We start from the raw sequence: 22,277 nt of genomic DNA on the forward strand, positions 1-22,277 counted from the left end.
AAACGTCGTCGGGATAGGAAGAAAAAAGAGTCCGAACCCAGGTTTTTCACCTGATTTCGGACTCTTTTATTATACCTAAATGACCCTTACGCTTCCATGCGAGCAAGTTCTTTACGAACGATTGGAGCGACCTTTGTGCCGAGCAGCTCGATGGTACGTAGCAAGTCTTGATGTGGCAGCGTGCTGACATCAACATGTAAAAGGAAACGTGTTAACCCTAGGTTCTTGCGAAGCAGGACGATCTTCTCCGCCACATACTCGGGATCACCGACATACAGCGCTCCACGAAGGCTGCGCGCAGCATCAAAAGATTCGCGGGTGTAAGGTGCCCAGCCGCGCTCACGGCCAATCGTATTCATTTGAGCTGCCGTCGAAGGATAGAACATGTCCGCTGCCTTCTCAACTGTATCTGAGATGAATCCATGCGAATGCGTGGCGATTTGAAGTTTATTCACGTCGTGTCCAGCCTTCGCGGCTGCTTCCTTGTAGAGATTGACTAGCGGAGCGAACCTCTCTGGCATGCCACCTATGATGGCAAACACGACAGGCAAACCAAGCATACCGGCGCGAACTGCGGATTCTGGATTACCTCCGGTTCCGATCCATACGGGGAGGGGCTCTTGTACAGCTCGCGGATAAATACCTAGATTGTTGATAGCTGCACGATGACCGCCTCTCCAGGTTACTTTCTCCGATTCACGAATCTTCAGTAGAAGCTCAAGATTCTCTTCGAATAGTGCATCGTAGTCGTTTAAATCATGTCCGAATAAGGGGAAGGATTCAATAAAAGATCCTCTTCCAGCCATAATTTCCGCCCGTCCGTTGGATATGCCATCCAGTGTGGAGAAAGCTTGATAGACACGAACCGGATCATCGGATGACAACACGGTGACGGCACTCGAGAGCCGAATTCGCTTGGTTGTGGCAGCGGCTGCAGCTAGAATGACAGCAGGAGCTGAGCTCGCATAATCCGCTCGATGATGTTCACCGATGGCATAAACATCTAAACCGACTTGATCGGCCAAATTGATTTCCTCTACTGCTTGGCGGAGTCGTTCAGCGTGCGTGATGCCGCCAGCTCTTGGAGCTGCCTCGAGGAATGTACTTATTCCTATTTCAATAGATGAAGTTGTAAGATTAGACATATGAATCGCTCCCTTCAAGATATATGTATTATACTATACATTTTAATGTAACTCAACAAAAGTAAGCGAAAATATAGCGTACAGTGAAATGTTTAATCATTTCCAAGCAAACCCATTATTCTCTTTTGTAGACTTCCCGAAATAGGTATAATATACCACAAAGATCTTAAGGAAGGGTGCTGTGAATAAGTATGTTTTTTGTTAATTCGCGTGCAATCGTTGAAAGACATGTGAATGGAACCATGGAAATCGTCATTCAAACACGAAACAAAGCAGGTGAATCTCAATTGCTTGAGTTGCCTGGTGGACGACTAGAACCATTCGAATCCTTTGTAACAGCTCTAAAAAGAGAAGTTAAGGAAGAGACGGGACTCCATGTTGTTGAAATTGAAGGTGAGGATACAAGAATGGATACCGTAGGTATGGATCCTAGTTTTGAAGTGGAATGTATGAAGCCGTTTGGCGTGTATCAGACAATTAATGGACCTTTTGACTCCGTTGGAGCATATTTTCGTTGTCGCGTACAAGGTGAGTTATTACAATCAGGAGATGACACGAAGAACCCAAGATGGATAGAAGTTGATGAATTAAGACGACTCATGAACGAGGATCCTTGCCAATTTTCTAGTGTAGATCGAGCAGGCGTGTTATATTATTTATCCTATTTAGAAAAGTTAACTTCATCTGAACGCTAGTCATACATAAAACTTAGAATTAAGATAAACCTTCCCTCTGCAAATGCGGATAGAAGGTTTTTTGTACTTTGAAAAGCAAAAAAAATCATATCGCAATAAATAAACACAATGATAGCTCACCTGTTCACACGTATATTTACATGGACCGCGTAATGTTCAGATTAGCCGCTAAGTGCGTACTCAAATGTAAGAAAGGTTGTGCAATGGATGATAAAGACGAAGGTGGACTGGCCATCTTTTATGGCGAGACATGATATGACTTGGTCCGTAAAACCGAATTCGTGGAATGAGGGAGCTTTTATTGGCAACGGGTTTCTCGGGGCCATGATATATAGTGAAGAGCATCGTGAAAAACGCAATGTACTGCGCTTTGTACTTGGGTGTACAGATGTTACGGCGCAAAAACCTGGAGGCGGTTTTCCACCACGGGTGCCCGTTGGGGAGCTGCATCTGGAGCTAGTCGGATGGTATTATCAACCATCAAGCATACGGCTTGATTTGTGGAATGCCGAGATGCGGGCGGAGATAACAACGACAGTTGGCACCTTGAAGGTACGCGCATTTGTACACAGTCAAGATCAGGTACTGTCTGTAGAGCTGGAAACGAGCGAAGGCGAAAGAGCGGCACGTATGTCGTGGTACGCTTTTAGTGAAGTGGATCATGTATTGAAAAATGCGGACGGCTTTAACCTGAATCAATATATTCCACAGGCGGAAGTCGTACGTGAAGTAAATGAGGATGGCTTACATGTTGCTGTACAAACGTTCAACTATGCTGGCGGATGTACAACGGCATGGATCGAGAGGCGGCCAGAAAAAGGCGAAAATCTACATCAATTATGGTTATCCATTGGTAATGGTTTCAATGAGCAGGTGAAACAAAAGATTGAAGCCAACGTGAGAAATGCGGTTAATCAGCCACGGGAGTCTTGGCAGGCGTTGCACCGAAGTTGGTGGCATGACTACTATCAGCAAAGCTTTGTATCCATCCCGGATACGATGCTGGAAAGCTTTTATTGGATCCAAATGTACAAACTCGCATCTGTAACCCGCTCCGATGGAATGATCATGGATAATCAAGGACCGTGGCTCACAACGACACCATGGGCAGGTGTGTGGTTCAACATGAATGTACAGATGAGCTACTCGCCTGTGTATACATCAGGACGCTTAGAGCTAGGCGAGTCACTTGTTCGTGCTTTCCGAGACAATTTGGAACAGTTGATACGAAACGTACCTGAACAGTACCGGGGAGACTCAGCGGGATTGGGCCGTAGCATGAGCTACGATTTAGCTGGAAATGTAGGCACCGAGGTAGGAAATTTAACGTGGGTTTGCCATAATTTTTGGCGGCATTATCGACATTCCATGAACCATTCGATGCTGGAAGAACTGTTATTTCCGCTGCTGAAGCGAAGCGTACAATACTATTTGCATTTGCTAGAAGAGGGTGAAGATGGGAAATTGCACCTTCCTCCGATGATCTCACCTGAATATGGTTCTTTCTTACAGTTGACCGTACCAGATACTCATTATGATTTGGCCTTGCTGCGCTGGGGGTGCCAAACGTTGCTGCGTATTGTCCGTATTCTTGACATAGATGACCCGCAAAAAGCCAAATGGGAGACTACCCTGGAGCAACTGGTGCCACTCCCCGTTGATGAGACTGGATTTATGATCGGCGCCGGCCAGCCCTTGGAATTTGGACATCGGCATTTCAGCCATCTAATGGCTGTGTTCCCGCTACATTTGATGAGTGGAGACACGACGGAGGAAAGAGAACTCATCATGCGCTCGCTTCGCCATTGGTTTTCACGTGAGGGAGACCTACGTGGGTTTACTTTTACAGGGGCCGCATCCATTGCTGCCGCTTTAGGTGAGGGTGATGAGTCACTCAAGTATCTGAAAACGCTGATGCATCTTCTGAAGCCGAATACCATGTATCGAGAAGCTGGACCGGTCATTGAATCACCGCTCGCTGGCGCTGAGGCCATTCACGATATGCTGCTTCAAAGCTGGGGAGAGGAGATTCGCGTATTCCCGGCCGTTCCATCTACATGGAGGGAAGTCGCATTTCATGATTTGCGAGCCGAAGGCGCATTTGTGGTCAGTGCGAGTCGAGCTGAAGGAGCTACAATGTGGATTAGGGTCAAAAGCTTAGCCGGACAACCCTGCCGCTTAAAAACAGATATGACGGGAGACATCCGTATGTCAGCAAGTTCGAACATCCAGTATCGTTCGTTGGGCGGTGGTATATTCGAGCTTGACTTGCCGCAAGGTGAGGAAGCTGTGCTCTATCGTGCAGATTATGCTACAGCTGATAGGGGTTCATGGGAAGTCGAGCCAGTACCAGCAGAGAGTCATATGTGCGGCTATTTTGGAGGAAACAAACCTTGGCGACTCTACGGGTTGCCCATTCAATAATGACAATGCATCCATAGACTGCTCGGTAGGCTTTACCGAGTGGTCTCTCTTTATTTTACATACACATTTCGATAAATAAGGGTTCGCGGTTGCGATTTTGAAGACGTTGTTCAGGTTTTGATGGGTATTCAGCCTAAAGGAAATCGTACCATAATAAAGGTATGGAGCTCTAGCAAAGGCGATTACAGGTTTTCATTTTGAAACAGGGGGCAACCGAATGACTAGAATCTGTATTGTAGACGATGAACCTATTATCGGGGTTGGCCTCAAAACACTAATCGGTGAATATCAACGGTTTAGTGAGATTGATACATTTACGGATGGTGCCTCAGCCTTGTCGCATATTATGGCAAGCCCGCCAGACATTGTAATGACGGATATTCGAATGCCGCGGATGGACGGATTAGAGCTATGCCGAAATATTCAACAATTAAAACTATCTACCAAAGTCGTCGTGCTCTCCGGATATGGCGATTTTGTATATGCTCAGAAGTGTATGTCATATGGTGTACAAGAATATTTATTAAAACCGATTACAGAAATTGAACTTTTCCCAGTCCTGGATAAAATGCTTGCCATGCAAGAAGCAACTCTGATTTCCTACACCCATTTTGAACAGTGGATCGATCAATTGGAAGAAGCCGTTTGGCTCATGGATAGGGATCATGTGGAGGAATTGCTGGAAGAGGGGAAGAGGAAGTTGTTCGATGTAAAAACAGAGCATCAACAACATTTGCTTGTGTCCGACGCTGTTAGGCTGCTGCATAAGAAACTAAATGTCAGAGGAGCTTACCGGATAGAGGCAAAACCACTTTTAGAGGAGAACGCTCTAAACATCATTACCTATGATTGCTTTCAAATCGAAATTAGAAGCTGGATTGGGCGGCTGAGCGAATACCGTAATCATGAACGAATTGATGTTTTGGAGGCGGCTGTTCAATACATTGATAAGCATCTGTTTGATGAAGAACTTTCTTTGGACAAGGTAGCAGGGAAACTAGGTCTAACGCCAACTTATTTCAGTCATTATTTTAAGAAGCATACGAATGAGACCTTTGTACAGCACCGGATGCGTAAACGAATTGATAAGGCCAAACAGCTGCTTGCTGTTCCGCACTTCAAAATCATCGACATTGTCGCCGAGGTCGGTTATGAAAGCTATCCCCATTTTTCCAGAGTATTTAAGAAGGCAACTGGCTATTCCCCCACCGAATATCGCGGACTGCTGGGGATCAAGTAATGAACAGCAGATTAGTACGCAAGGTGTATATTTCCTTCGTTATTATTATCACGTTAGCCTTGGTGACGCTGGGGGTCACTAGCTATTGGCGATCGTCCAATGAATTGGAGAATCAGTACGAAGGACTGTTAACGCAAATCGTGGATAATGTGTTACATGAGACTGATTTATTTCTGAAAAGTTACGAGAGAGCAACGGTTTCTATTCTGATATCTCCTGTGGTAAAAGAAGCACTGGACCTGCCGTATCACTCAACTTCTGGGTTTTATTCATCCGAGTTGGCAATGAAAGGCGTATTTCAACCAGTACTCATTAACAACCCGGAAATATCGATGACTTACATCGTCGGGTATAACGGTTTCCAGGCAACGGATTTCAATGTCCACATTGTCCCTTTTAATTATAAAGGCTTTGAAGAATATGTGGAACAGATGAAGGACGACGATAGGATCAATGGTAAGCTCATGATTCAAGATTCCGGATTCCTGGATGGTCATCTTACTCTCATTCGTAAATTAGCGGATCGCACCTCATCGACCGTATTCAAAGGCATAATGGGCATGGAGCTCAAAATTGGGGAATTAAACACCCTATGGAAGGGTATAAAACTCGGGGAATCCGGGTATTTCTTTATCGTCAACGATCGCGGGAAAATACTCTATCATCCAGATCAGGATCGTATCGGGAAACAACTGAATGGTAATTTCTTCAATACGGTTGAGACGAAACCAGATCAAATATTTGAGCTGCCCGGAGAACCGGGGCGAGTGTTCTTTAGTCGAAAATCAGACTACTCAGGTTGGACGCTGGTTGCCAGTATGTCCGTTTCTGAACAGCGCCAGCCCATTTCAGACTTGCGGCAAACGACACTAATTGTTGGTATCGTTACCTTGATCGTAGCAACCTTGTTAGCTTATCGATTCGGTCAATCGATTGTTCGGCCAGTTCGACTGTTAGAGAATGGGATGCGTCAGACGGCAAAAGGGTTATGGACCCGCGTTCCGCTTACGGGAAGCCTTGATGAGATGGATCAGCTGATTATCAGCTACAATACGATGGTCTCTCGACTGGAAGAGCTAGTTGAGCGTGTTTACGAGACCGAGCTGCGCAATCAGGATAATTTAATGAAACGGCAGCAGGCCGAATATCAATCGTTGCAATTACAAATTAATCCGCACTTTCTGTACAACACGTTAGAAATCATTATTTGTTATGCTGTCATTCAAAAATCTAGCGAGATCAAAGACATTGTTCGTTCTCTGTCCTATATGCTGCGCTACTCCATTCGTACGGATTTGGAAGAAATTACGGTAGCGAATGAGCTTAAACACATTTTGTATTTCATGTCGATTATGAAATATCGCAATCAACGTGAATTTGAGATTGATGTTCGGATCTCTACGGACTATTTGCTCGACAGCATGGTTCGCTTGACACTGCAGCCCTTGGTAGAGAATGTATTCAAACATGCATTTCCTTATGGCATCGAGGATACACACACCATTATTATTGACGCTTGGAAAGATGAAGCGGATTTCTATGTTGTTGTACAAGATAATGGCTGTGGTATAGAAGCGGAATCACTGTTGCAACTAAACACACGACTGCAAAACAGCCGACAGGAGAGACTCGTGGATTCGCAACCAACGAGTGAGGGCAGCATCGGGCTCCTCAATGTACATAACAGGATTCAAATGGTGTTCGGCCAGCAATATGGGCTTTCTGTACAAAGCGAATTTGGAAGGGGTACGAAAGTTACGATACGGATGCCATCTTCAAGTGCAAAAAAAGTCATAGCAGTGTAAATGAACACAATGCTCAGATACCCATCATTTTGTATGCTACATACAGAAGTACATCTAACATAATGAGTTATGGTCATCGAAATGGGGAGGGATTTATGGGAATTTCGGCTAGCAAGAATGGCACCTTAACAACAACAGTAAGTAAAAAGGAAAATTATTTGTTCCGACTGAGGAAAAACGCATCCAGCCATTGGCAGCTCTATATATTCATGCTGTTGCCGATTATTTATTTGATTATTTTCAAATACGTACCGATGTATGGGGCGTTGATTGCGTTCAAAAATTATCTTCCAACAAAAGGGGTATGGGGAAGTGACTGGGTAGGATTAAAGCATTTTGATCGTTTTTTTCATTCGTATGAATTTGTTCGGATTATGAAAAACACGATTGTGCTTAGCCTCTATAGTTTACTTGCAGGCTTTCCTTTTCCCATTATTCTCGCGCTTTCATTGAATTACGTTAATTCGCGATACTTTAAGAAAACCGTACAAATGGTCACGTATGCACCACATTTTATATCCGTCGTCGTCATGGTTGGTATCATTCTGCAAATGATGGATCCTCGTGTGGGTCTTGTTCAAAAGATCATGAAGTATTTCGGTCTACCCGCCATCAATTTTATGGGAATACCCGAGTGGTTCTCGCACGTTTTCGTCTGGTCGGGTATTTGGCAGAACGTTGGCTTTTCCTGCATTATCTACTTGGCAGCGCTTGCAGCTGTCGATCCTTCGCTTCATGAGGCAGCAGTGGTGGATGGCGCCAATAAAGTACAACGTATGTGGCATGTCGACATACCGGGTATTCTACCGGTTGCCGTAATTCTGCTGATCATGAATACCGGACATGTCCTTGACATTGGCTTTGAGAAAGTACTGCTGCTACAGAATCCGTTGAATATGAGCTCTTCTGAGGTCATTGATACGTTTGTGTACAAAGTCGGTTTGGCTTCAACAGCCATCAACTATTCCTATTCATCTGCCATTGGTTTGTTTAAATCAGTCATCAATTTAATCTTACTTGTTCTTGTCAATCGGATAGCTAGACAACTGGGACAAACGAGTCTGTGGTAATAAGGAGGCGCTTCAATGACGGGAAATATTAAAGAGAGTGCAGATGATAGACTTTTTACCATTGTGAATTACATCATCCTATTTGTATTTACAATTACAATCTTATACCCACTAGTTTACATTGTCAGTGCTTCCTTCAGCTCATCCACAGCGGTCATTTCCGGGAAAGTCTGGTTGTTTCCGGTGGAGCCGACGTTAGCGGGGTATGAGGCGGTATTTAAGCATCGGTTGATCATGTCGAGTTTCTTGAACTCGGTCTTTTATACCGTAGTAGGAACGACGATCAATGTGCTATTTACACTCATAGCGGCTTATCCGCTATCGAGGAAAGATTTTATGCCTCGGAATGCTGTCATGGCTTTGTTTGTCTTCACCATGATGTTTTCTGGCGGATTAATTCCGTCTTATCTCGTGGTCAAAGAGCTGGGAATGATTGATACAAGGTGGTCATTAATTATTCCAGGAGCGCTTGGTGTGATGAATATGATTATTGCCCGAACTTATTTCCAAACCACGATTCCAGATGAGTTGCTTGAAGCCTCTCAAATGGATGGCTGCAGCGATTTTACCTTTGTTAGAAAAATCGTAATTCCCTTGTCAGGTCCAATCATAGCTGTCATTTCTTTGTTCTACGCAGTTGGTCATTGGAATCAATATTTTAGTGCATTACTGTATTTAAAACATCAAGAGTTGTATCCGCTTCAATTGGTATTAAGGGATATTTTGGTGCAAAACGAGGTCGATGCGTCGATGATAACCGACATTGCCGATCAAGCGGCACGAGATGGTTTACGGGAGCTTTTGAAATTTTCCCTTATCGTTGTGTCCACGCTGCCCGTGCTCATCATCTATCCATTCATACAACGACATTTTGTTAAAGGCATGATGATTGGCTCACTAAAAGGATAAAGGGAGGTTTTTATATGAGAAAAGGGTTAAAAGTTTTAGCAGCCATTACGGCGTTGTCAGTGGTGCTTCTCAGTGCATGCTCGGACAGTGGACAAAAGGACGCTGCCCAGAAGAAGGAAGCTATCGTTGATGATCAAGTAACGCCAGCGGGCGAATTCCCGATTACGAAAGAAAAAACGACGCTCAAGGTGATGGTCAAAGGTTCCAGCATTGTTGAAAACTTTGCAACGAACGAGTTTACGAAGTGGCTGGAAGAGAAAACCAATATTCATATCGATTGGGAAGTCGCACCTGAAAAAACATTTGCAGAAAAACTGAACGTTTCACTTGCCAGCGGTGATTATCCGGATGTACTGTTGAATATGAACGTTTCTCCCGTGCAGCAGTCGATTTATGGGAAAGATGGCGTGTTTATTCCTCTGAATCCCTATATCGATAAGTACGGCGTTGAGATGAAAAAGATGTTTAGTCAGGTTTCCTATGTCAAAGATTTGATTACGATGCCTGATGGCAAAATTTATTCCGTACCCCAGGTGAATGAGTGCTACCATTGCTCCCTCGGTCAAAAGATGTGGATCTACAAGCCTTGGTTAGACAAACTCGGATTGAAGATGCCTGAAACGACGGATGAGTTTTATCAAGTGCTGAAAGCTTTTAAAGAAAAAGATCCGAATGGAAATGGCAAGGCAGATGAGATTCCATTAGTTGGCGCTACTAACGGGCCATCATCCACATTGGATTTATTCCTGCCAAGCGCGTTTATCGAAAAGGATTTTAACCTGCGATATGTAAAGGATGGCAAGGTTCAAGTGGCCTTCAATCAACCGGAGTGGAAAGAGTCTTTAAAGTATTTGAATAAAATGTTTGCTGAAGGTTTGATTTCTCCGCAAACGTTTACACAGGACAGAAACCAACTGAAACAAATGGGGATGAACCCAGAGATCCCAATCGTGGGAGCTATTGCATCGCAAAATCAAACGGTATTCGTTGAAGTCGATAACGCGAGATTTAAAGATTATATCTCCGTGCCGCCACTCAAAGGCCCGAATGGTGTTCGGTCTACGGCGTTCAATCCATTTGCGGTGTCTGCAGGTCAATACGTGGTCACGAACAAAGCCAAAAATCCCGCTGCCGCATTCCGCTTAGCAGATTTGCTCCTTTCGGAAGAAGCGACACTCCGCAGTACACAAGGCCGTCCTGATCAAGAGTGGGTGCGCCCTGCACAAGGAGAGCTCGCCGTTAACGGGAAGCAAGCCGTGTGGAAACCAATTGTATCGTTTGGTAAGCTGCAAAACGTGCATTGGGCCCAAGCAGGTCCGTCACTGCGTACGAACGAGTTGCGCTTAAGCGTGGCAGCCGATCCGAAAAATTCGCTTGAACTTATTTTGTATAATGAAACGAAGAAATACGAGCCATACCAACTAAATCCGAGCAAAATTGTACCGCCATTATTCTTCACGAACGAACAGGCTGAAGAGCTTTCTACGCTGGAGAAAACATTAACAGACTATCGAACTGAATTTTTTGCTAAAACAGTAACAGGGTCACTGGATGTTGAAAAAGAGTGGAACAACTACTTGAGCACGTTGGACAAAATGAACATCAAACGTTATTTGGAAATTTATCAAGAAGCTTATACCCAATATAAATCGAAGAAGTAAAGCACTGCTGGAATTAAATCACATGAAGTCGCTTGAGAGTGAGGGTTAACATGAAAGAGGAAAGCATCAAGAAGCAATTGGCTGAAAGACCCAATGTCGTATTTCTTATCGCAGATGATCATCGTGGCGAGGCCATTGGTGCTTTTGGCAGTGAAAGGTTGCAAACACCAGTATTAGATTCATTAGTGGCCAGCGGAACAGCATGTCGGAATACACATATATTTGGTGCGCTAACTGGAGCGGTTTGTGCGCCGAGCCGAGCCTGCGTCCATACGGGTATTCCGCTCTTCCGGGCGACGATCGGCAAGGATATGACGAACAGAGAACATTCGAGCGTAATTCGCTCGGATGTTCGTCTTATGGCGCAAACGATGCGTGAGGCAGGGTATTACACACATGCGGTTGGTAAGTGGCATAACGACAAGGGGAGTCTCACCCGGAGTTTCGAAGGGGGAGCTAAGCTACATTTTCACGGGATGAGCGATCATACCCAAGTTCCAGTGTTTGATTACGACGCAACAGGGAAATATCCAAAGGAATTGGAATATATGGAGAATACGTTCTCTACCGAGTTGTTTACCAACGCGGCCGTCGACTTCATCGAGGAGTATCAGGAAAAAAGACCGTTCTTCCTGTATGCTGCATATACAGCACCCCATGATCCACGAACCGCACCTGAGCCGTATGCAAGTATGTACAACAAGTCTGATGTAAAGCTGCCTCCGAACTTTATGCCACAACATCCATTCGATACAGGAGATATGGTTGTGCGGGACGAGAAGCTTGCTGGATGGCCGAGGGAAGAGGATGAAATTCGGCAGCATATGGCTGATTATTACGCGATGATAAGCCACTTGGACGCGCAGATTGGCAGAGTTGTCGATGCCTTGAAAGAAAAGGGCATCTATGACAATACGCTCATCGTATACACAGCGGACCATGGCTTAGCGGTTGGTCAGCATGGACTGATGGGCAAACAAAACCTTTACGAGCACAGCGTTCGCATTCCCCTTCTATTCCGAGGGCCAGGTGTTCCTGAGGGCAAGCAGGTACGTGCGCTGGCAAGTAATATCGATATTTTCCCAACGGTTGCTGGGCTATGTGATGTGGATCTGCCAGCCGAAACGGAAGGCAGCAGTCTGCAGCCGGTTCTTACAGGGGAAATCACGGGCATTCGCAGTGTCGTGGGCTCCGTGTATCGAGATGTTCAACGGATGATCACGGACGGGCAATGGAAGCTGATTCGATATTATCGTTCGCCAATTACGAACGCAGGAACGGAACGCATTCAACTGTTCGATTTATGTAACGATCCGTGGGAAACGCAGGATTTATCTGAAGATCCTTCGCATGCAGGGACCATCGAACGTCTAGCCTCTGAATTAGTAACCTGGATGCAGGATTGCGGTGATATTTTGCAAGATAAAGCGGTGCTGCCTGTTACCTCGTAGCTGGTACACAGCAAGATTGTTCTAAAAAGTCGCTCACATGCGACTTTTTTGTATTAGGGATCTTCTGATTTCTGATTGAAAGGTGATGCATAGAAATGCAAACAATAGAAATCGATAAAACGTGGTTTCGGGGTGCCGTTTCCATTGAAACGAAGGAAACAGGACTCCAACCATGGCGTTTGCCTCATGATCAGCTCGGCTTATTCGATCTTAAATTAGTGGAGAAAGCAGGGGAAGCTGCCGGTGTAAGAATGGCTTGCCTTAGCGATACCACTTCAGTGGAGCTGTATGTCGCTAGTACTGATCACGATAGACAATTTGACATCGTTATTGAAGATCATTTCATCGGCACCTACACCTTACTAGCAGGTCAGGACATATGTTTATTCTCAAACTTTCCTAGTGGTAGAAAACGAATAGAGATTTATTTTCCACAAAAATCGGTCGTTCATGTCATTGGGCTAAAAGTCGAGGAAGGAGCATTCGTCACTCCCTTACCCCACAATCAGCCCCGGTGGGTTACCTACGGCAGTTCGATAACGCAATGCAGTGCAGCTGAAAGTCCAGCCCATACTTGGCCTGCGATCGTAGCTCGCAACAAAGGATGGGACCTAACTTGTCTAGGATTCGGTGGACAATGTCATCTAGAACCCATGGTTGCTCGGGTCATTCGAGACCTCCCAGCAGATATAATTTCTCTGTGTCTCGGTATTAACGTGATGGGGAACAACAGTTTAAATATACGAACGTTTCGAGCTGCCATACTCGGTATGGTATCGATCATTCGGGAGAAGCATCGCAGTACGCCAATCTATCTATTTTCGCCCATTTATTGTCCGCACAGGGAAACAGATGCAAACGCAGTAGGCATGAGCTTAGTTATCATGAGGAGTGAGATCCAAGAAGCCGTGAAGATACTGACATCTTACGGGGATACCCACATTTCGTATGTAGATGGGTTAGATATTTTTGGAGAGGCTTTTGTTGATTTACTTCCAGACAAGCTGCATCCCAACGCGGAAGGTTATAAAATCATGGGTACACATATAACGAAAAAATTAAGTGAGGGGAGTCCTAAACATGGTTAGAAAAATGACAGTTCCGCCCATGCAATTGGTTGATTATGAGGGAGAGGGAACACAGTTGTGTGCAGTTGTGGAGGATATTGGGCATATCACATTAAAAAGAGCGCTAATTCCCGAACCAGCTGAAGGGGAAGTACGTGTTAAAGTGAAATGGGTAGGTATTTGCGGCAGTGATCTAGAAGTATTTCGCGGGGCACGTGAACCGGAGTTTGTCTCCTATCCCACACGGCTTGGGCATGAAGTTGCAGGTATCATCGATAAACTAGGATCCAATGTCATTGGCCTTAAGGTAGGGGATCCAGTCGCCTTACGCTATATTTGGGGGGCTTTTGCAGAATATGTCATCTGTACACCATTCTCAATAAAAGTCCTGCCACAATCGCTTCCACTGATTGAAGGCTCGCTCATTGAAGTGCTTCCGGGTATTATTCATGCGGCAGAGCTTGGTGAAATTTCGCCTCACAAAAATGTGCTTATCACAGGACAAGGTGTCAGTGGGTTAGTCATGACGCAGGTAATAAGCTTGTACAGTCCGCGTAACCTTGTTGTCACGGATCTGTTTGATGAGAAACTCGAATTGGCACGCAAGTATGGGGCAACGCATACCTATAAGCTTCCTTCTCCAGATGCAAACACAATGGATATCGTAGGGAAGGATTTCCCAGACGGTTTTGATGTCGTGATTCCCTGCTTGCTGGAAGGGGATGGTATGGTTGATGCCATCGATGCGGCGTCTCAGAATGGGCGTATTGTCATGTACGGATGCATTGGGACTTGCCATAAGCCGGTTGATTTCTTTAAAGTACATAAGAAAAGACTCGATATCTTTTCGACGGAACCCAAACGGGATATTGATAATCGTCATTATTTCGATAAAGGATTACAGCTAGTGCTGGATGGCTTAATCAATACGGAAGAAATGATTACGCATGTCGTCCACTTAAGTCAGATTGCTGATGCGTTTAAGCTGCGTAATGAGCATAAAGGTGACACGATCCATGTCATGATCGATTGTGAAACGAATAACTAACCTAACAGTAGGCAGAAAGTACCGTGCAAGGAGAGGATACATTCATGATGGACCATACAAAAGCAAGAGATCACAAGAATCGACTATCCTTATTTGATACGACGTGGATAATTAAACAAGCTGAGGCGTCCATGTTGGAAAGCCCCATTTCAATTACAGTTGCGATAGCCAGCAAAAGTGAAGGGGGGCTTCATGATTATTATTCAAACGGGGATTATTGGTGGCCTAACCCCGATACGGTAGACGGATTACCCTATATTCGCCTGGATGGTGAGAGTAATCCCAATAATTTCAATAGCCATCGTTTGTTATTACGGAAGATGAGAACACATGTGGCGAATTTGGCCGCTGGGTATGTAGTGAGTGGCAATGAGTTATACGCAGAGAAAGCCGTATCGTTCTTATCGGTATTTTTCTTACATGAATCTACGAGAATGAATCCACATCTGCTCTACGCGCAAGCGATACCAGGTATTTGTTCGGGCAGAGGCATTGGGATTATTGATACCTTGCATTTGATCGATATTCCCGTCGCCATTGAAGCGCTGAGCGCATCCTCATGTATGACCACTGACATTTATCAAGGACTTCAGAGGTGGTTTGCTGATTATTTAACATGGATGAGCACACACGAGAATGGGTTAGAAGAGATGAATGAGCGTAATAATCATGGGGTCTGCTGGTTTGTACAAGCTGCAGCATTTGCTAGGTTTACTCAAAACAAGGACATGATTCGTCTGTGTACTTTTAAGTACAAGGAGTCGTTGCTCCCAGATCAAATGGATCCAGACGGCAGCTTTCCACGTGAGTTAGCACGTACTAAACCGTATGGTTATGCGATCTTTGTGCTGGATAACATGGTGACGCTGTGTCACATTCTTTCGACGCCAGAGGATAATTTATGGAACTTCGAGCTGCCTGATGGTCGAGGCATTCGCAGAGGCCTATCGTATCTGTTCCCTTATTTGAGGGATAAATCGACTTGGCCATATTCACCCGACGTGGAACATTTCGAGGGCTGGCCGGCTAAGATGTCATTCCTGCTATTTGCTGGACTTGCCCACGACAATCAGGCATATATGGACCTATGGAACAGCCTTGATCCGGATCCTACGGACATGGAGATTCGTCGTAACATGGCCATCCGCCAGCCGCTGCTTTGGGTGAACTAATTGAATTGAATCGAGAGGGGCTGCCGGGTGGCGGTCCTTTTTGTACATGGCGCGCCTAGCCATCCATCTTCCAATATGAGATGAGAACTGCAAAAATACATCCTTTTAAGGATATTAGAGCGTATTTCGAAGAATTGCTGCGAAAATACATCCTTTTTTACCGATATGCCATAAAAAGGATAAATGCGGTTGGAAAGGATGCATATTCGCATCTTTTCTGATAGACCTCGACATATCTAGTGGAAAAGGATGTATTTTCGCATCTTTTTTTAAATCTGACTGCCCGAGGACAGAGCAGCCGTGTTGCTTCATACGCATCCTTGTGAAATGATGGTATACTTTAATAAAAATATCAAGTGGTTCTTAATCGTGGAGGAAAATGACATTTTCAGATGAAGAACAAAGTTTAGCTTTTGAAATGAAACGAACTAAAAGAAATGTGCTTACGTTTTTTCTTTGTATTGGCTTGCTGATCATTGGAATACTAGGATATGGCATATACTGGGCATTCTTTGATATGAATCGTCTTCCTACGGGTTCTTTTCTTGATCAATCCAGCTCTCCTAATGGTACCTATACAATTAAAGCGTACCTTACAAATGGAGGAGCAACGACGGGGTATGCCCTAAGGGCAGAGCTCATTTTCAATAATAACGCTCAGAAAACAAAGAATATCTATTGGAATGATAGAGAAGAGAATGTACATATCCTTTGGATAGATGAAGATACCGTTCAAATTAATGGTCATGAATTAGAACTGCCCCATGAGAAATTTGACTTCAGGAGAAATAGATAAATAGTACGATAATCAAAAGCTGCGAGTATTCACTCGGCAGCTTTTTTATGTTTTAGCCCATGTTGGTTACGTTGACGTTGGAGATGAGCAAAGGGGGAGATTGAAACTTTCGCGGTTTAAAAACGTATAGAGTTGTAAAAATTTTCAATGCTGATGACATGTTGGCGGATCTTGATTCGAATCAACAACTAGGAGAAGATGGCGATGAAACCTGATTGGAAACAAGCTGAGGAAGCCTTAAAGGATGTTGAAATCGTTGGCTACGATACCAATAAACCCGTTTCGGTCATTAGGTTCTCTGAAGAGCTGCGTTGTATCGGTATAGGAACGGATGCCGCAGTGTTTTATCACCCAAACACACCTAATTATGCCTATAAAGTATACTCGGACAAAGCGTTAGAAAAAAAGGACGTGGAAGCGGAGATTTATGAACATTTATCGGAATCACCGTTTTTCGCTCGTTGTTATGGCGTAGGATCTAACTTTTTGGTATTAAGTTTTGAAAAAGGAATTACTTTATTCGATTGCTTACTGCAAGGTGTTCATGTTCCTGAGCAAGTCATCAAAGATATTGAAGAGGCCCGCGAGTTTGTAAGAAGCAAGGGGCTGAACCCGAGAGACATTCATCTCAAGAACGTTCTTATGTATGAGGGAAGAGGAAAAGTTCTTGATGTATCTGAATATATCCAAGAAGGTAACGATAATCGCTGGGAGCACTTAGTGTGGGCTTACAATCAATTTTATCCTTTAATTGGCGATGTACAGGTACCTCTATGGATTTTGGAAGCCATTACGAACTGGTATAACCGAATTGATACAACGAGTTTTCGAATCGAAGATTTCTCCCGACGCGTAAGTCGTTTATTCTTTGGGGAGCGCAAATGAAATGGCTGCTGAGGCAGTCATTTTTTTTGTCATCTCTAGGCCAAATTCATGTGAAAAGGTCATACGGATAGCTTCATTTTCTAAAAATAATGCTTCCCTTTAACAATTGAACAGTGAAATTTGCGATTTTGATGATGCGTTTGAGGTTTTAACGATTTCGGTTTTGTAAGGGTTTCCATAAGATGTGTGTAGTTGCTCTGAACGGTTGTCTGGTTGTTGTCTAGGAGCACGATGATAAAGAAGAGGTGATGATTAATTGATAAAGAAAACGAGATTTAATGCAAAACGAACAGTCATCATGCTATTGGCGGCCCTGTTAACATTTGCAGGATTACCCGTTGGCATCACTAAAACGCATGCGATTGGGGCTGAAACTGGCACACCAGGCGGCGTGGATGCAAATTTGCTGAAATTATGGCTGAAAGCAGATCCAGCTAGCATGACTCTTAACGGGAATGGAGAAATAACGGAATGGAGGGATAGCTCCCCGAAAGGTAATCATTTCGTAAATGATGGGACGGTTGGCGACAAAGCGCCACGGACGAAGCCGAAATATGTAACGTCCAATCCACTGCTTAATTTTCGGCCATCGGTGCAATTTATTCGGTCAGGTAATGGAAGTCTCTTATTGGATAGGGACGGTTTGTTTGAACAGAATGAAATCGTTAATCGTGCAAGTGTGTTTGTGGTGACTGGGGGGATCGCGGTAACGAATCAAAATTCACAAATATTTAATGAAACTTTACAAGGGACCGGAAGGTTCGGAGCGTATATTCCTTACGTTCAATCAAATACCTCAGTAATTCTGTGGGATTCTGGGGCAACCATATCCGGAAACCCACGAATCACAACGGGGAATCCAGTTCCACCACTGCAATACAACAGTTGGGGTTTCCAGTATGAGTCGCAACCGAGTGTAACAAATGTCGTCTATCAAGCAATCACGCTAGATGGGCAAACGCTTATCAAATCATCACAACCGCGACTTCCTATGGTTGGTGTTGGGAGTAATCCGATGTCCCTCGGATCGGCTCTCACAGGAGGCTCTGGCTATGATGGACAAGTCGGAGAGATGATCGTGTTTGGTGATGGGCTCTCCGATTTACAACAAAATCAAGTTCAGACTTATATGGCCCTTAAGTTCGGCACACCGCTGAAAGCGAAAGATTATGTTTCGGCAGGCTCTTCTTCGCAAGTGGTATGGTCCGCATCGGCCAACACCGCATTTGCCAATAACATAGCGGGAATTGTAAGGGATCAAGATGGTGCGCTGGTACAAGATTCAAGTCGAAGCAGCGATACGCGTGCCTCGTCGCAAGTCATTATTAGTGCAAAACAAACGTTAGCTGATAAACAATACCTCATCTGGGGAGATAATGGAAGTACTGCGGCATCGGTACCCTATGGGTCTGGCTTTAAGCGATCTTCACGAACTTGGAAGGTTCAGAATTCCGGCAATGTCGGGACGGTGCAAGTGGCATTCCCAGAAGGGATGCTCCCGTTTGGCGGTCAGCTTTTAACTAGTAGCTCTAGTGATTTTAGCAATGCGGTACCACTTACGTTGAGCCCAGTGGAGCTGCATGGAGGAGCCTATTATGCTGTGGATACTGATCTGGCAGACGGTACGTATTTCACTTTTGCTGAAAAAATGCCTGCTATCCAACTCTCCAGCCTTGACGTATGGGATGGTGTACAAAAACTGGGAATGAATACTCCATTTATGCCATCCAAGATGGATGGCTATGAGGTGATTGTTCCACAAGATGTGAATGCAATCCGGTTAGATCTGCAAGGTAGTGCTGGCATTTCGACAACTGTGACGCTGAGTAATAACGTAGGCCTTCAACAACCAGTGAATGATTTGACTCAGTTGCCTTTAGCGCCTGGTGTCAACAAACTTTCGATTCGATTAGCAAACGGTGATGCTACGAATACTTATACGTTGCAGGCTTACCGGTTATCGGCTAAAGGAACGAACGGTCAAATCCCGCAGAATGCAAGTACGGTTACGGCAAGTTCTTATCAACCGAACACGACTAATATTCCCGCTAATGTGGTGGATGGAGTTTGGAATACGGATGTGCGCTGGTCCGCTTCAGGACAAGGTGAGTGGCTGCAATTCGATTTAGGACAACCGGAGAAGATTACTTATTTGAATATCGCTTTTTTAAATGCAGTGGATCGTTTAACCAATTTTGAGATAATCGGTTCAAATCAAGCGGATTTTCAGAATCCAACTGTACTGTTGCCGAAAAGAAAAAGCCGTGTCCTGAAGGCGAGCGATGAGATTATACAGCCTTATGCGATAAGTAATCCTTCATCTCAACGATATTTGCGCCTTGTGGGCTACGGGAACACAGCATCTGGAAGCTCAGGTAATTGGAATAGCCTAACTGAAGTTGAACTCTACACGGGGACAGTTCCTGAAATCAAGGAACCGACTGCACCTGCAGGACCGCCGCAAGCTGGGGATAAGCCAGTCGAGCCGTTGCCTCCTATTCAACTTGTGAAGGTCAGTACTGCGGATCAGTTACAGACTGCGCTAGATCAAGCCACCAAAGGGACGACAATTGAACTGCAAAACGGTACCTATCAACAAAATGGTCCTTTTGTAATTAAGGATAAATCGGGTATAGCCGCACTGCCGATACGAATTGTTGCAGCAGAACAAGGGAAGGCAATCATCGCAGGGGAAAGTTACATGCATCTCGAGAATGCCAACTATGTTGAGGTGGAGGGACTTACTTTCCATTCGGGAGGCGGCTCGGTGAACGGTGAAGATACACTTCGGAGCAGAAATGTTTCTGAGGACCGTATTAATTCTCTGAAGGGGGTGCACCCAGGTGTACAACTGTTCGATTCCAGCAATATATCCGTCTTACGGAATACATTTGCTTTGGATGAAATGGGCCAGCAATACACTTTCAAGAAAACGGAGAATGGTAGCAACAAGCAAATTTGGTGTGTGATCGGTGTTGAGAATAGTTGCCGCTACGGCAGCAATTATGACCCGAATGGTCCGGTATATACAGGAGAAACATCACATTCACCGAATTCTGAGCTACAAACGGAGGGTGGAACGGATCGACATTATATTCGGGTAGAGGGTATCAGCAGTCACAACCGGATCGCTTACAATGATATCGGACCGAAGACCGGTTTTGGTGCTGTAATGACCTACGATGGTCAGAACGCAGTATCGCAGTATGATGTGATTGAATACAATCACTTTCATGATATTGGTCCACGTGTGAGTAATGGATGGATTAGAAGCAATCCGTCTTGGACTTTCTGGGCTATCGTTAGCTCCTGGTCATGTCACGGTTCAATACAATTTGTTTGACGGATTGAATGGCGAAGACGAGATCATTTCGGTTAAAAGCAGCGATAATACCATTCGTTACAATACGGTTCTTAATTCATTTGGCGGAATCGTTGCTAGACATGGTCATCGTAACAGTTTCTACGGTAATTTCATCATTGCGGATCGCAAAAAGCTTGGAACAAGCGGATTCCGTATCTATGGAAATGATCATAAGATTTATAACAATTACATGGAAGGTCTAACCGATGATGCGATTCAGTTAGATGGTGGAACAGAAGACGCGGGGCCAGACGGAGGTACGAATCCAGTGATCCATTGGGGAACTGGGCCAAATGATTTCGCCGAGCTGAGGAGCTTATCACCTACTAGACAACAAGAATTGCTTCGCGGACATTGGCGGCAGTATAATGTCCAAATTTATAATAATTCAATTATTAATTTAGGTGAGAAAGCTTCAGCAGTACTACTAAAGAAACGCACGTTTACGCCTATAGGGACGTCAATTTCTAATAATATCATTTTCAGCAACGTAGGAACGATATTCAATGAATCCAGTGATATCACAGGTGATGCTCGACCGACGTATGTCGGCAATATGACAGATGGAATCGCAGCCATCGCGGCCAATGCGACCGTTGTCAGCGCTACTTACAAAGGCGATCTTAAGCTGGTTCGCGGAAGTGATGGACTCATCCGTTTATCACCGCTGAGCCCAGCCATTGATGCGGCTCAAGGTCCATATTTGCCATCGGATGATATGGATGGACAAAGACGGACACATAGTGTCGATGCGGGAGCGGATGAGTACGATCCAGTAACTGAACGGGTGCAACGGCCACTTAGGGCTGCCGATGTCGGTCCTATGGCCGGAAAGCCTAAGCCACCGGCAAGTAACGACACCTCGTCGGATTCTTCGGCCGGTTATTACCCGGTTCCTGTGCCGAAACCGGAAATAAAACCAGAAACCAAACCGACTACTCCCTTACCTACGAACCCGAAGGATCCGTCGGACACGACTGCCCCACCTGTGAAATTCACAGATGCACCGAATCACTGGGCATCGGATGCCATCTTACGCGCCGCTGCCAAGGGCATTGTGAACGGCTATTCAGATGGCAGCTTCAAGCCTGATGAACCAATGACGAGAATACAATTCGCAGCTTTGTTGGTTCGCGCACTAGGTTTGAAGGCTGAACCGCATTCTCACAATTTCGCCGATCAAGCGGACATTCCAGCTTGGGCAAATGGAGAGCTAGGGGCAGCTTTAGAAGCAGGAATTCTCCAAGGCTATGAAGATCAGTCATTGCGACCTAATCAATCGATTAATCGTGCGGAAATGGTCACTATGCTAATCAGAGCCTACTCGCCTAAAGCGGAGCTGTCGTCCTCGGCTAACTTTAGTGATAGTTCACAGATCCCAGATTGGGCGCAGCCAGCTATCTCGCAAGCAGTTTCCTTGGGGCTCATTAGCGGCCGCGAGAATAATGCCTTTGAGCCTATGGGTGTGGCAACGCGGGCGGAAGCTGTAACCGTCGTGATGCGTATGTTGGATCGTTAACGAAATGAAAGCAGCAGATAAAGTTC

The 22,277-nt window shown here is 45.0% G+C and carries 16 protein-coding genes; 15 read left to right on the top strand and 1 reads right to left on the bottom strand.

Annotation, left to right across the window (positions count from 1 at the left end; translation table 11 throughout):
* Positions 1 to 86 precede the first annotated feature (86 nt).
* Positions 87 to 1,145, bottom strand: a complete 1,059-nt coding sequence (locus J2736_RS06505) for an LLM class flavin-dependent oxidoreductase (RefSeq protein WP_310224540.1) — start codon at positions 1,143 to 1,145, stop codon at positions 87 to 89.
* A gap of 191 nt (positions 1,146 to 1,336) precedes the next feature.
* Here J2736_RS06505 and J2736_RS06510 point away from each other — a divergent pair, with 191 nt between their 5' ends.
* From J2736_RS06510 to J2736_RS06580, 15 genes are all read left to right on the top strand, one after another.
* The gene (locus J2736_RS06510) at positions 1,337 to 1,840 is read left to right on the top strand and encodes an NUDIX hydrolase (RefSeq protein WP_310224541.1); all 504 of its coding nucleotides are present in this window, start codon (positions 1,337 to 1,339) and stop codon (positions 1,838 to 1,840) included.
* Positions 1,841 to 2,047: 207 nt separating this feature from the next.
* A complete protein-coding gene (locus J2736_RS06515; RefSeq protein WP_310224543.1) occupies positions 2,048 to 4,264 on the top strand; it encodes a glycosyl hydrolase family 95 catalytic domain-containing protein in 2,217 nt (738 codons plus the stop codon).
* A 217-nt stretch (positions 4,265 to 4,481) separates the two neighbouring features.
* Positions 4,482 to 5,504, top strand: a complete 1,023-nt coding sequence (locus tag J2736_RS06520) for a response regulator (protein WP_310224545.1) — start codon at positions 4,482 to 4,484, stop codon at positions 5,502 to 5,504.
* The gene (locus J2736_RS06525; protein WP_310224548.1) at positions 5,504 to 7,309 is read left to right on the top strand and encodes a sensor histidine kinase; all 1,806 of its coding nucleotides are present in this window, start codon (positions 5,504 to 5,506) and stop codon (positions 7,307 to 7,309) included. Before J2736_RS06520 ends, J2736_RS06525 begins: the two co-directional genes overlap by 1 nt.
* 95 nt (positions 7,310 to 7,404) lie before the next feature.
* Complete coding sequence (locus J2736_RS06530; protein WP_310224550.1) at positions 7,405 to 8,379, top strand: ABC transporter permease; 975 nt, start codon at positions 7,405 to 7,407, stop codon at positions 8,377 to 8,379.
* A 15-nt stretch (positions 8,380 to 8,394) separates the two neighbouring features.
* Positions 8,395 to 9,288, top strand: a complete 894-nt coding sequence (locus tag J2736_RS06535) for a carbohydrate ABC transporter permease (protein WP_310224552.1) — start codon at positions 8,395 to 8,397, stop codon at positions 9,286 to 9,288.
* Between the two features lie 14 nt (positions 9,289 to 9,302).
* On the top strand, positions 9,303 to 10,949 hold the full coding sequence (locus J2736_RS06540; RefSeq protein WP_310224554.1) for an ABC transporter substrate-binding protein: 1,647 nt from the start codon (positions 9,303 to 9,305) through the stop codon (positions 10,947 to 10,949).
* Positions 10,950 to 10,999: 50 nt separating this feature from the next.
* Complete coding sequence (locus J2736_RS06545) at positions 11,000 to 12,400, top strand: sulfatase-like hydrolase/transferase (RefSeq protein ID WP_310224556.1); 1,401 nt, start codon at positions 11,000 to 11,002, stop codon at positions 12,398 to 12,400.
* 95 nt (positions 12,401 to 12,495) lie between these two features.
* Positions 12,496 to 13,488 (top strand): SGNH/GDSL hydrolase family protein, encoded by a 993-nt coding sequence (locus J2736_RS06550; RefSeq protein WP_310224558.1) that lies wholly within the window; start codon positions 12,496 to 12,498, stop codon positions 13,486 to 13,488.
* Complete coding sequence (locus J2736_RS06555) at positions 13,481 to 14,515, top strand: zinc-dependent alcohol dehydrogenase (RefSeq protein ID WP_310224559.1); 1,035 nt, start codon at positions 13,481 to 13,483, stop codon at positions 14,513 to 14,515. Before J2736_RS06550 ends, J2736_RS06555 begins: the two co-directional genes overlap by 8 nt.
* A gap of 44 nt (positions 14,516 to 14,559) precedes the next feature.
* Positions 14,560 to 15,687 (top strand): alginate lyase family protein, encoded by a 1,128-nt coding sequence (locus J2736_RS06560; RefSeq protein ID WP_310224561.1) that lies wholly within the window; start codon positions 14,560 to 14,562, stop codon positions 15,685 to 15,687.
* 379 nt (positions 15,688 to 16,066) lie between these two features.
* Positions 16,067 to 16,483: a DUF5412 domain-containing protein gene (locus J2736_RS06565; RefSeq protein WP_310224563.1), complete on the top strand. Its 417-nt coding sequence runs from the start codon at positions 16,067 to 16,069 to the stop codon at positions 16,481 to 16,483.
* A 204-nt stretch (positions 16,484 to 16,687) separates the two neighbouring features.
* On the top strand, positions 16,688 to 17,368 hold the full coding sequence (locus J2736_RS06570) for a serine/threonine protein kinase (protein ID WP_310224565.1): 681 nt from the start codon (positions 16,688 to 16,690) through the stop codon (positions 17,366 to 17,368).
* A gap of 256 nt (positions 17,369 to 17,624) precedes the next feature.
* On the top strand, positions 17,625 to 20,711 hold the full coding sequence (locus tag J2736_RS06575; protein WP_310224567.1) for a chondroitinase-B domain-containing protein: 3,087 nt from the start codon (positions 17,625 to 17,627) through the stop codon (positions 20,709 to 20,711).
* The gene (locus tag J2736_RS06580) at positions 20,626 to 22,251 is read left to right on the top strand and encodes an S-layer homology domain-containing protein (RefSeq protein WP_310224569.1); all 1,626 of its coding nucleotides are present in this window, start codon (positions 20,626 to 20,628) and stop codon (positions 22,249 to 22,251) included. The genes J2736_RS06575 and J2736_RS06580 overlap by 86 nt, the downstream gene beginning before the upstream one ends.
* Positions 22,252 to 22,277: the final 26 nt, after the last annotated feature.

It is taken from the genome of Paenibacillus qinlingensis (genome assembly GCF_031455095.1).
GTDB classification, from domain to species: domain Bacteria; phylum Bacillota; class Bacilli; order Paenibacillales; family NBRC-103111; genus Paenibacillus_E; species Paenibacillus_E qinlingensis_A.